12 protein-coding genes, 7 tRNA genes and 1 pseudogene are annotated in these 10605 nt (G+C 39.1%); 13 read left to right on the forward strand and 7 right to left on the reverse strand.

Annotation, left to right across the window (positions count from 1 at the left end; translation table 11 throughout):
• The first annotated feature begins 49 nt into the window (after window positions 1-49).
• The 3 genes from ACQRD1_RS14190 (at window position 50) to ACQRD1_RS14200 (ending at window position 1556) form a co-directional block, all read left to right on the forward strand.
• Window positions 50-121: transfer RNA gene (locus tag ACQRD1_RS14190), tRNA-Asn, on the forward strand.
• 69 nt (window positions 122-190) lie between these two features.
• On the forward strand, window positions 191-1081 hold the full coding sequence (locus tag ACQRD1_RS14195; protein ID WP_427787893.1) for a DMT family transporter: 891 nt from the start codon (window positions 191-193) through the stop codon (window positions 1079-1081).
• Window positions 1082-1313: 232 nt separating this feature from the next.
• Window positions 1314-1556, forward strand: a complete 243-nt coding sequence (locus ACQRD1_RS14200) for a hypothetical protein (RefSeq protein ID WP_235234185.1) — start codon at window positions 1314-1316, stop codon at window positions 1554-1556.
• Between the two features lie 54 nt (window positions 1557-1610).
• Here ACQRD1_RS14200 and galE read toward each other — a convergent pair whose 3' ends face one another.
• The gene (gene galE / locus ACQRD1_RS14205; protein WP_427787895.1) at window positions 1611-2630 is read right to left on the reverse strand and encodes a UDP-glucose 4-epimerase GalE; all 1020 of its coding nucleotides are present in this window, start codon (window positions 2628-2630) and stop codon (window positions 1611-1613) included.
• Between the two features lie 262 nt (window positions 2631-2892).
• On the opposite strand from galE, the gene ACQRD1_RS14210 reads away from it, so the two are divergent.
• The 6 genes from ACQRD1_RS14210 to ACQRD1_RS14235 all read left to right on the forward strand — a co-directional run bounded on the left by ACQRD1_RS14210 (window position 2893) and on the right by ACQRD1_RS14235 (window position 3540).
• Window positions 2893-2964: transfer RNA gene (locus ACQRD1_RS14210), tRNA-Glu, on the forward strand.
• Between the two features lie 4 nt (window positions 2965-2968).
• Window positions 2969-3041, forward strand: a tRNA-Thr gene (locus ACQRD1_RS14215).
• A gap of 28 nt (window positions 3042-3069) precedes the next feature.
• Window positions 3070-3143, forward strand: a tRNA-Ile gene (locus tag ACQRD1_RS14220).
• A 99-nt stretch (window positions 3144-3242) separates the two neighbouring features.
• A tRNA-Asp gene (locus ACQRD1_RS14225) sits at window positions 3243-3316 on the forward strand.
• 35 nt (window positions 3317-3351) lie between these two features.
• Window positions 3352-3424, forward strand: a tRNA-Val gene (locus tag ACQRD1_RS14230).
• Window positions 3425-3453: 29 nt separating this feature from the next.
• Window positions 3454-3540, forward strand: a tRNA-Leu gene (locus ACQRD1_RS14235).
• 126 nt (window positions 3541-3666) lie between these two features.
• Here the strand turns inward: ACQRD1_RS14235 and ACQRD1_RS14240 are convergent.
• The 3 genes from ACQRD1_RS14240 to tnpC form a co-directional block, all read right to left on the reverse strand.
• Window positions 3667-4224: a transposase gene (locus ACQRD1_RS14240; protein ID WP_347376807.1), complete on the reverse strand. Its 558-nt coding sequence runs from the start codon at window positions 4222-4224 to the stop codon at window positions 3667-3669.
• Window positions 4221-4871: a hypothetical protein gene (locus ACQRD1_RS14245; protein WP_427787897.1), complete on the reverse strand. Its 651-nt coding sequence runs from the start codon at window positions 4869-4871 to the stop codon at window positions 4221-4223. Before ACQRD1_RS14245 ends, ACQRD1_RS14240 begins: the two co-directional genes overlap by 4 nt.
• 72 nt (window positions 4872-4943) lie before the next feature.
• Window positions 4944-6389 (reverse strand): IS66 family transposase, encoded by a 1446-nt coding sequence (gene tnpC / locus ACQRD1_RS14250; RefSeq protein WP_427787899.1) that lies wholly within the window; start codon window positions 6387-6389, stop codon window positions 4944-4946.
• A gap of 379 nt (window positions 6390-6768) precedes the next feature.
• Between tnpC and ACQRD1_RS14255 the strand changes: the two genes are divergently transcribed.
• Together ACQRD1_RS14255 and ACQRD1_RS14260 are read left to right on the forward strand one after the other, a co-directional pair.
• Complete coding sequence (locus tag ACQRD1_RS14255; RefSeq protein ID WP_235234194.1) at window positions 6769-7650, forward strand: ISL3 family transposase; 882 nt, start codon at window positions 6769-6771, stop codon at window positions 7648-7650.
• A gap of 115 nt (window positions 7651-7765) precedes the next feature.
• Window positions 7766-8455: a transposase gene (locus ACQRD1_RS14260; RefSeq protein ID WP_427787902.1), complete on the forward strand. Its 690-nt coding sequence runs from the start codon at window positions 7766-7768 to the stop codon at window positions 8453-8455.
• A gap of 64 nt (window positions 8456-8519) precedes the next feature.
• On the opposite strand, the pseudogene ACQRD1_RS14265 reads toward ACQRD1_RS14260, so the two are convergent.
• From ACQRD1_RS14265 to ACQRD1_RS14275, 3 genes and pseudogenes are all read right to left on the reverse strand, one after another.
• Window positions 8520-8747, reverse strand: a pseudogene (locus ACQRD1_RS14265) (IS1182 family transposase); the annotation flags it as partial.
• A 320-nt stretch (window positions 8748-9067) separates the two neighbouring features.
• The gene (locus tag ACQRD1_RS14270) at window positions 9068-9427 is read right to left on the reverse strand and encodes a putative toxin-antitoxin system toxin component, PIN family (RefSeq protein ID WP_427787904.1); all 360 of its coding nucleotides are present in this window, start codon (window positions 9425-9427) and stop codon (window positions 9068-9070) included.
• A gap of 40 nt (window positions 9428-9467) precedes the next feature.
• Window positions 9468-9725: an AbrB/MazE/SpoVT family DNA-binding domain-containing protein gene (locus tag ACQRD1_RS14275; protein WP_235234314.1), complete on the reverse strand. Its 258-nt coding sequence runs from the start codon at window positions 9723-9725 to the stop codon at window positions 9468-9470.
• Window positions 9726-9894: 169 nt separating this feature from the next.
• Between ACQRD1_RS14275 and ACQRD1_RS14280 the strand changes: the two genes are divergently transcribed.
• The gene (locus tag ACQRD1_RS14280) at window positions 9895-10086 is read left to right on the forward strand and encodes a transposon-encoded TnpW family protein (protein WP_235234312.1); all 192 of its coding nucleotides are present in this window, start codon (window positions 9895-9897) and stop codon (window positions 10084-10086) included.
• Window positions 10087-10217: 131 nt separating this feature from the next.
• Window positions 10218-10499, forward strand: a complete 282-nt coding sequence (locus tag ACQRD1_RS14285) for a type IV secretory system conjugative DNA transfer family protein (protein WP_427787906.1) — start codon at window positions 10218-10220, stop codon at window positions 10497-10499.
• The last annotated feature ends 106 nt before the right edge of the window (window positions 10500-10605 follow it).

Raw genomic sequence — 10605 nt, forward strand, 5'->3', positions numbered from 1 at the left:
AAATATTTCTTGTATGCAGTTTTGAAGGTACATACCTTTAATTAAATATTCCTCGATAGCTCAATGGTAGAGCACACGGCTGTTAACCGTGGGGTTGTTGGTTCGAGCCCAACTCGGGGAGTTAAAACCTGTAGACTTCTTAGTTTACAGGTTTTCTTATGCGTATATGTTTATTTAGAAGAGGTGTACAATGTTTAAGAAGAGTAAAAACAGTCAATTCTTTGGAAGTATGGGATTAATTGGAGCAACAATTATATGGGGATTTTCATTTGTAGTAGTCAAAGATTCAATTGCCAGTATTCCAGTCCCTTATCTTGTTGCATTTCGGTACATATTAGCATCAGCTGGAATGTTACTGTTGTTTTCATTTAAATTAAAAGAACTGACTTTTAAAGTAATAAAACAAGGAGCTGTTTTGGGACTTTTCTTATGTATAGGTCAATTTTTTCAGACATTGGGATGTAAATATACAACTGCAGGAAAGAATGCTTTTATTACGACAGCATATGTAATTCTCGTACCATTTTTATGTTGGATAATGGAGAAAAAGAAACCAGGAAGTATTCAAGTTATTTCTGCAGTAATTGCAATTATAGGCATTGGACTTCTATCTTTAAATGGAAATATGCATATCCAATCAGGTGACTTTTTGACGATGATCTGCGGAATTATGCTTGGATTTCACATTATCTATATAGATCGCTATACTAGGGAGACAGATCCTGTTCTGTTGACTATGATCCAATTTATGTTTGCGGCCATATATATATGGGCAATTATTGGAGTTACACGTATGCCATTTCCAACACAGGTATTTCATCCAGAACTTTTTACTAAGATTATGTATATAGGACTGGCAAGTACAATGATGGGATTTTTATTACAGATTGTATGTCAGAAATATACGAATCCAAGTGTTGCGGCAGTTATTTTATCTATGGAATCTGTATTTGGAATGCTGTTCTCTGTGATAATCTTGCATGAAAAATTTACGATAAAAATATTAATTGGCTGTGTATGTATGTTAATAGCTGTACTGTTATCTGAATTAAAGGGTACGCAAGAAGAAGTAAATGTATGATATCGATTTAATGTCTCCAAATAAGAAATATGCCTAAAATTTCTCTTTGCTTTTTTGATAATAATTACCAAAATTACATTTCTGAGAGTGACTTTTGCTTACGAAAAGAAGATTAAAATGATAAAATATATTGTGAAAAGGGCTCAGACAGGTAATTTACATGATAAGGATTGTTTCATTCAAATTCACTGAATGCAGCAATCCTATTATATTAAAAAAGAGGAGGAATATTATGAAAAGAGTGAAAGCGGCATGTATCACGCAGACATTACATTTCTTTCAGAAGGATGATATTGAAAGAAATTATGCGACAAAAATGGTGGAAGAGGAAGTAAGAAAGTACAAAGCAGGGTTAGACAAAACGGGAACAAAATACAGAATATTATCTGAAGAGACATTGGAAGATGGCTCCGTAATGATTGAAATTAAAAAACAGTATAATACTTCTTCTGTCGGAACTTATCTGGATAAATAAAAAATGGGCAAGGTCAGTTAAGATCTTGCCCTTAATTATATTATTGGCTCCTTTTTATTCATTATATCCGTTAGGATTCTGGGACTGCCAACGCCAGGTATCTTCACACATTTCATCAAGTCCACGTTCTGCTTTCCAGCCAAGGATTTTCAACGCTTTTGAAGGATCTGCATAACACATAGCGATATCACCGGCTCTGCGAGGCTTGATCTCATATGGGATTTCTTTTCCACATGCTTTGGAGAAAGCCTTTACCATATCTAACACAGAGTAACCAACTCCTGTGCCAAGATTAATGATATCGAGACCTGGATTTGTTAGAATGTAGTCAATAGCTTTTACATGTCCAATAGCCAGATCAACAACATGAATATAATCGCGCACGCCAGTTCCGTCCGGAGTATCGTAGTCATTTCCAAATACACCTAATTTCTCGAGCTTTCCAACAGCGACCTGAGAAATATATGGCATTAAGTTATTTGGGATACCTTTTGGATCTTCGCCGATTCTTCCACTTTTATGAGCTCCGACTGGATTGAAGTATCGAAGCAGGATTACGTTCCATTCTGGATCAGATTTCTGCAGGTCTGTCATAATCTGCTCCATCATAGATTTGGTCCAGCCATAAGGATTCGTACATTGTCCTTTAGGACAATCTTCTGTAATAGGCATTACTTCCGGGTTGCCATATACAGTAGCAGAAGAACTGAAAACGATTCTTTTTACATTGGCACTGCGCATTGCATTCATAAGTGTCAATGTTCCAGTGATATTATTCTGATAATATTCCAAAGGCTTGCGAACAGATTCGCCGACTGCTTTCAGGGCTGCACAATGAATAACAGCATCGATAGATTCCTTCTGGAATAATGTCTCAAGAGCTGCGTGGTCACAGACATCACCTTCGTAAAATGTTACTTTTTTACCGGTAAGTTCTTCTACCCTTTTTAAAGATTCTTGAGAAGAATTACAGAGATTGTCAAACACAGTAACTTCGTACCCCTGGTTCAAAAGTTCTACGGCAGTGTGACTCCCGATATAGCCCGCTCCACCGGTGATTAATATATTTGCCATAATAGTTCCTCCTCCTATTGATTTTTAGTAAATACATACTTTATAATTATTATGATATTGAAGTAAATTGTCAATAGCAATAAATATAGTGGATAAAAATATAAGAATATTGAGATGCTAAAAAGTGTGATGATGCATATGAAATTAACATAGAAAATAATATAAGAAAATCAGAAAAAAACACAAAAAAGTGTTGCAAATTATCGTGGTATATGGTATTATAAATCTCGGTCACCACGGAAGACGTGTTGACATAGATTATGGCTCCGTGGTCAAGCGGTTAAGACATCGCCCTTTCACGGCGGTAACACGGGTTCGATTCCCGTCGGAGTCATTTCGCCGATGTGGCTCAATTGGCAGAGCAGCTGATTTGTAATCAGCAGGTTATCGGTTCGAGTCCGATCATCGGCTTAGTTCCTAACAGGGACTTACTGATTTTGGACCTTTAGCTCAGTTGGTCAGAGCAATCGGCTCATAACCGATCGGTCCTGGGTTCGAGTCCCCGAAGGTCCATTTGATATCGACTTGTAAGTTCGTATGAAACCCCACTAACAGCGTCGATATGTATCGCACGTAAGTGACCATAGTACGGTCACTAAGTGTTCATAACGAGGCCCAGTGGCTCAGTTGGTTAGAGCGCCGCCCTGTCACGGCGGAGGTCGAGAGTTCGAGTCTCTTCTGGGTCGTTCGTATCGCAAGATACGACGTAATAATTTCATATGGGATCATAGCTCAGCTGGGAGAGCATCTGCCTTACAAGCAGAGGGTCATAGGTTCGAGCCCTATTGGTCCCACTTTACAACATGTAATGTGTTGTGAAAATGCCGCAGTGGCGGAACTGGCAGACGCACAGGACTTAAAATCCTGCGGGACTTATACTCCCGTACCGGTTCGATTCCGGTCTGCGGCATTTAATAAAAGCTTAATCTTCAAGGGCACTGAAAAACTCCCATTTTTTGTGGGAGTTTTTCTTTATCTACTATATTAAAAAAACTGAATACAGATTTTGATAAAAAACGCAGGAATAGTACCGTATTTACCCTGCGAAACATGTCGCTAACCGCGTTATTCTTTTGGCATTTACGACAAACGCCGTAAAATACATTTGTACCCGCATGGCAAACAGCCCAGTCGAATCTGCTCTTCGCAGACCATGGGCTTCTTTCAGTTCGCCATTCTTTTCTTCGATTCGATGACGGATCTTTAATCGTTCCTTAAATTCATCACTTGCTTCAAATTCAAGACGTTCACGATTTTTTTCACTTACTTGAGTCACACAATAGCTTTGTGTCTTTCCGTTCCCGACCCGGCACTTATCCTTCAAAGGACATTTTTTACATTTCCGTTTGCTAAATACGTAATTATGATATTGATTACCGTTTTTGGCTTCACGTTTTTCAACACGCATTGCTAATTCGCCTGCGGAACACTGTAGTTTTCCAGCATCTTTATTGAAGGAGAACCCTTCCTCCAGTTCTGCTGCTGCGGCAGCTGCAACTGCGGTATTTGTCCTTGCAATTAATGTGATTTCTTCTCCACATATCTCTAAGTTTTCTTCACTTACATATGCCATATCACCTATGATTTCGGTCACTTCGATTCCACTTTTTTGGCACTCTTAATTAGATTTGGAAGTTCCTGACCATCTGGTGCTCCGCCATCTGTTACACTGATTCCGGCAATCAGCCGTTCTTCAGTTATGGCCAGATGGTTTTTATATCCATAAAAAGTACTGGTTGGTGTTTTATGTCCAAAACGTGCATCTTCATCGTCTTTTGAACGGATATCACGAATCTTCTCTGTTTCCAGTAGTTCCTTTATTTTTTCGTAAAGTTTCTGAATCTTTTTGCTCTCAATAGCGAAAATATCTTCTTTTAAAGCAGATAATAGCTCGTGAGTATATGAAATCTCTTCTTCCAGGCTGGATTCCAAAGAAGGTTTCTCAGGAAATTTTTCGGATAGTTCAAATGCATTTTTATAAATTTCTTTCCGTAACTGCTTACTCAAATCACGTAAAATCTGTGTCGGTGACTTTGCGCGGACAGATGCATTCGTGTGTGTAGCATCAACGATGATGGTTCCTGATTTAATCAGTCCTTTATCTAATGCCTGTTGTATGGTTTCCTTCAACATTTCCTCTAGGATATCTTCTGTAATCCGTGTCTTGCGGAATTTTGTCAGGAGACTGGGGTCGACCATGCGGGCTTCCGGTTCCATATCTAAAAAATATTTATAAGACATGTCGGTCTGGGCACTGTTAATTAGCCGTTCGTCTGACAAATCATATAATTTTGTAACTATTCAGAACCACCCTTATTCAAAGATGAAATCAGGATAACCTGAGATTGCATTTCGGATTGTTTCGTAAGCATTGTATCCCTGCTTATGTGCCGTACCAACGTAGGACATGATTTTTAGATAATCTCTGGCCCCTTCCTCAGTTCGGAAGCATCCGGATACTTTGGTTTTCACCTTTATCATCCGCAGATCTCGTTCCGCCTGGTTGTTATCAAACGGGACATTGAAGTTATGGATAAAAAGGCAGACTGAGGCCTTGTAATTCGCAAGGCGTTCTACCAACGCAAGGATTTTTCCTTTTTTCTTCCGTCCACGTTTTTTCTCCGTGGTTTCGGAAAGTGGATTTTCCTTCCGAGCCTGTTCGATAAGTTCATCATACTTCTTATCGAACTTATGATAGTGATAATAGCTCAGAGAGTGCTTGCCTTTCTCTACAGCTTTATCTTTGACCTTTTTCATTTCCATTAAAAGGTCTATAAATGCAGATGCCCACTTCTGATCAGGATAATTTTCATCAATCCCCGTTAATTCACGGAGAAGATGGGCACAGCAGATAGCATGCTGAATATCCGGATAATTCCAGTAGGAAGCCCAGCAGTCATGCATGGCAATCCCTTTGAATTCCGGGAGAACACCGCATTGCTCCATGCCTGCGGTTCCACGTTTGGGACTGATATCAAGATAGGTGTATTCACAGTTTGAGGCATCATGAACCCACCAGAGTTTTTTATCCACTCTGGTTCCGGTTTCATCGAAATGTCCAAGCGCGGAACCGATCATCTTATCCCTGATCTTATCTACTGTTTCACTTAGACTGTCAGCGCATCTTTTTACCATGCTGCTGATCGTTCCTGTTGCAATCGGAATGTTAAATACTCCGGAAAGAATCTCATGGGTGCGTTTGATGCTGACTGCACCTACGGTATTTAGTGCAACAGCTAATGCCTGAAGGTTTTCACCATACTGTACGGTTGCTTTTACGTCAGAAGGGAAATCACCTCTGCGGGTATCTCTATACAGCATACAGATTAGAAGTTCCAATGCCTGATGCTCCGTTACATTGACTGTAACAACCGCATCAATAACATGGCGTTTCTCTGCGATACATGCAGTGCCTTTGCATATCTGATAATGCTGGCATCCTTCACATGCGGAGGGCATATGTTTGATTATTTCATCCGGAGCTGTTATTACCGCTAAATGTGTCCCCTGATGTCCGTCCTGTCCACCGACCTTTTTGCCAGATGGTTTGCGGAGGCTCTTAGGAGCAGGTTTTTTATAGCCATCACTGGAAGGTGGTTTGGAACTGTTTTTGGAGTTCTTATTAAGCTGTCCCTTTAGTTCCTGTATGGTCTGATTTAACTCAGCAATAGTTGCAGTGAGCATTTCATTCTGCTTGAGTAATGAAGCATTCTGTTCAAGCAATTGCTGAACCATTTCAAGTGTAACATTTACTGGCATTCAGACCACCTTCTTCCGTTAAAATTGATACTTCTATTTTAACGGAAAATGGCCAAAAAAGCGAATCGTGTCGTTTTGATATACTGTCAAAATGACGGTGGATAAACAGTAAAAATCAAAGGATAATTGCCGATAACGCCCAGATAAAATCCACAAATAGAACGTTATCTGGCTGTAATCGAGGATTTATGGTTTAGTAATCCACAGACAAAAAGCATTTGGCAGTTGTATTGAAAAGTTATCCACTTTTCGCAATAAAGCAATGGCAAAACAGAAATATTATTTTGGTTCTTCCGCATATTTACGTATAATGATGAAAAATTTGTGCAGAGTATACTATAATGATTGTAAATGTTTTTGATAAAGGATAATGGTGTTTATGGAATTAAATAATACTGCTCTGAATCTTCAGCAATTCTTTCCATCCGAGTTACAAATACAGGAAATTGAGACAACTTCTGATACAGTGTATATCTGGATGAAATCAAGAACACGAAGTATTACTTGTCCCAAATGTAATAAAGAATGCAAAACATATCATGCTGTACATAAGAGAAAGGTTCAAGACCTCCCTGTCTGGGGGAAAAGAACAATTCTTATGCTCAGTATCTATGAGTTTGAGTGTGAGAATCCAGAATGTAGCTGTGTAAGTACAACAGAGAACTTTAATGGTTTTCTTAACGGATATAGTCGCATGACGGAAAGGCTTGCTGATTTGGTAACACAACTGGCATTGGAAACGAGCTGTGAAGGAGCAGCAAGGATTTTAAACTCAATGAATATAGCAATCAGCGGAGACACTGTGATCCGCACATTGCTTAAGCGTTATGATAATCAGCCATTACCTTCCTGTGGGAGTTGTGTTGGAGTAGATGATTTTTCTTTTAAAAAGCGGCATAAATATGGAACTATTATTGTGGACGAGGAAACCCATGCTCCGGTTGCGGTATTAGAGGGACGTGATGAAAATACCTTAAAAGCCTGGCTGGAACAAAACAAGCATGTCACAACAATCACAAGAGACAGAGCAAGTGCTTATGCACGAGCAATTGAAGAAGTTCTTCCAGATGCAATGCAGATTGCCGATCGTTTTCATTTACACCAAAACCTGTTGGAGGCAGTTAATAAAATACTTGGGAGAGAAGTACCTGCAACGACTGCTATTCCTCATGCAAAGGAGACAATCATCCCAGAAAAAAGCGAACATCAAAAAAATCCCAGTTCCATAGGGCGTAAAAAAAACCACTGCCATTGTGGATAACCTAACTGCCAGGGAGGAGAAATGTTTATTATTAATCCAACAGATACAGGAAATGCATAAACAAGGACTGGGGATTGCTGAAATAGCAAGGAGAACCGGGAAAGACATTGGAACAGTGAAGAAATATCGTGAAGGTGAACCAATAATACTATGCCGTCATGGCAGAAGGGGAAAAAGTAAATTGGATCCGTTCAGAGACATTATAATAGAAAAACTTAAGGCAAAAATTCATCAGGCAGATATAATCAGGCATATCACTGAAAATGGATACACAGGTACAAAAACAAATGCACAAATTTACATAAGAAAACTATGTGAAGAATGTAACATACCTGCGTCAAAATATCGTTCCGGTGGGAACAGTCTTGGTACAAAACGTACTGGTTTTAAGAAAAGTATGGACGCTGACTATATAACACGTGCCGGGATTTTTAATCATATATGGATGGGAATCGAACTGACGGATATACATAAAAAATTTCTTTGGGATAAATATGATGTTTTATATGAAATCGGTGCCTGCGTATCTGAATTCCGAACAATATTTGGCAAGAAGAATATCTCCTTGTTGTATCTGTTTATAGAACGCTATAAAAAATCGACTATAAAGGAAATTGCTTCATTTGCTAAAGGATTAGAAAAAGATATTGAAGCAGTTGAAAATGCAGTTGCAAGTGATAAAAGTAATGGTTTTGTAGAAGGAACTAACAGTCGCTTAAAGATGGTCAAGCGCACCATGTATGGGCGCTGCGGAAGGCATTTGTTATCGGCAAAGTTGATGTATAGGAATGCTACTGGTACGTAAATATACGGAAGAACCATTATTTTCTCCGTTTTGACCAAAAATTAATGTGCCCTAAACGGGGTGCTGAATAGTTACATAATTTTTTCAAAAACAGCAGTTTAAACATCAGTTCCGGTTCTTTGGCAGGACGTCCAAAATTCTCACAGTATTGCTTACGAAGCATGGGATTTACAAAGCTGAAATCAATATTTTCTTTTATTCTGCGCAAAAGATGGTTCGCTGGAATAATCGCATCATAAAGTCCTTGATATGGTGATAAAGATAGTGTCATTTGTGAATGATCCTTCAGCATTTTTGAAATCCCCTTTCCTTTCTTCTATTATAACTTCTTCACAAAAAAAGCCTAATTCTATTTTAAAGAATCAGACTTTTTCAGTGCCCTTTAAATATCAGCTTTTTCAGCATATTTCTTAACTGTCAACAAAGATATTTAAAAAAGAAAATATTATTTAGAGAAGGGATGACTTTGATAAAGATATTATTTTAATAAAAGTTTCAAGTGCCTTGTTGACATTGACGCAGAAACAGAATTCCAGATCGGGATAATAACTGTCCTCTCTCTGTCGGGCAAATGAATTGCAAAAACAGGAGGAAAAAGAAAAGGCGTAGGGGTCATTCCTCCACGCCTTCATACTCAAAGAACTGTGCAGCTGTCATACATTTTGGATGTTCCATATCGAGACTTAAAAAGTCTTTATCTCCGGTCAGTATCACATCTACATCGGAGACAATGGCGGCATTCAGTATTGGCTGGTCTTTTGCATCACGTATCAGTTTTTCCGCATGGTCAACTGCAGGGATCAGCTCATAAGACATTTCTGCAAGCAATACTTCTGCATCCGGCAGATATTTGGGTGCCTTACGGTTCAGGATGTCCCGCAGCTCTGCTATATTGCGGTCACAGAGAACCATTTCGTGGTTCTGGGCTATATAGAGCAGAGCTTTTGCGGGCTTTGACCGGGGAAAGAGCAATGCAGAAAAAGGATGTTTGTATCAATCAGAATCCGCATGATTATCTTTCCTTTCCGTACCGTATTTCATTCACAAGTGCCTGAATATCATCTTCATTATAGATACCCATTTCCTCAGCGACACCGGAAAAGGCAGCCTGGGCTTTGCGGATTGCCTGAGCTGAGGCATTGCTGACTACAATTTCACCATTTTGCTTCTGCAAAAACAGAATTTTATCACCAGATTTCAGACCGAGCAGACGGCGGATTTCAACCGGAACTGTGATCTGACCGTTTGAAGAAATTTTTGCAAGGTTCATAAAATCATCCTTTCTATTCTTGAAATCTAAAGAAAACTTGAGGTTAATTCTATTATATCCAATTCAAGGTGGAAAGTAAACGGAGTAAAAGAAAAATTATAAGAAACTGATCAATTCAGTGCTGCTGGCTGCTTAAGGATTGCGAAGCTGGCAGAGAAAGGAGAACTCAATGAATAAAACGACAGATATGAAAACAGAGAGCAATACATTTACAAAAAGGATCGGGCAGACAACCTATGTTGTCCGATTCCATTACAGTGAGAACGCAAGAGAGACGATGCAGGAGAAAATTAACCGGATGCTGGTGAATGAAGTTAACCGTTCGGACTTCATGGAAATGGAGAAAAAAATGGCTGAGTAACTTAGTGGTTGTAACAACAAAGAACGTAATCATCAGTATTTTAGCTGTTTTATCACTAATTTGACACGAAAAAGTGCCTTTTTTGATGAAAAAACTATTGACATTTTGTTTCAGGCAAGACTGCGAAATCTATTTTGATTTCTGTTGGTGTTCGTCTGGCAGCGTTCAATCTGAAACAGATCGCCAACCTGACCTGTACGGACGAACTGGACTTATACAGTATCGGGGAGAAAAAAGTAGCACTGTTTTGCTGTATTCCGGATGCGGACACCAGTATGAATTATCTGGTCGGCATGATTTACAGCAATCTGTTTCAGACACTGTATTATGTGGCAGGCCGGAAGTACGGAGGAAGGCTTCCGATTCCGGTACACTGCATTATGGATGAATGGCCAAATGAAACACAGTTATAAAGATGACGATGTTGCATAGGAGCGCAAAGGAAGGATGTAATAATTCAAAATGTATCGTTCCCAATTTTTTTATTCATTCATTTTTTTGATATCATTCTTGCTTTAC

The sequence above is a fragment of the Bariatricus sp. SGI.019 genome (genome assembly GCF_050315235.1).
Taxonomy (GTDB): domain Bacteria; phylum Bacillota; class Clostridia; order Lachnospirales; family Lachnospiraceae; genus JAFBIX01.

What these genes read in the sequence shown, in the direction of transcription:
- ACQRD1_RS14195 (WP_427787893.1), top strand. Translation starts at nt 191, where the DNA reads ATGTTTAAGAAGAGTAAAAACAGTCAATTCTTTGGAAGTATGGGATTA.
- ACQRD1_RS14200 (WP_235234185.1), top strand. Translation starts at nt 1,314, where the DNA reads ATGAAAAGAGTGAAAGCGGCATGTATCACGCAGACATTACATTTCTTT.
- galE (WP_427787895.1), bottom strand. Translation starts at nt 2,630, where the DNA reads ATGGCAAATATATTAATCACCGGTGGAGCGGGCTATATCGGGAGTCAC.
- ACQRD1_RS14245 (WP_427787897.1), bottom strand. Translation starts at nt 4,871, where the DNA reads ATGTCTTATAAATATTTTTTAGATATGGAACCGGAAGCCCGCATGGTC.
- tnpC (WP_427787899.1), bottom strand. Translation starts at nt 6,389, where the DNA reads ATGCCAGTAAATGTTACACTTGAAATGGTTCAGCAATTGCTTGAACAG.
- ACQRD1_RS14255 (WP_235234194.1), top strand. Translation starts at nt 6,769, where the DNA reads ATGGAATTAAATAATACTGCTCTGAATCTTCAGCAATTCTTTCCATCC.
- ACQRD1_RS14275 (WP_235234314.1), bottom strand. Translation starts at nt 9,725, where the DNA reads ATGAACCTTGCAAAAATTTCTTCAAACGGTCAGATCACAGTTCCGGTT.
- ACQRD1_RS14280 (WP_235234312.1), top strand. Translation starts at nt 9,895, where the DNA reads ATGAATAAAACGACAGATATGAAAACAGAGAGCAATACATTTACAAAA.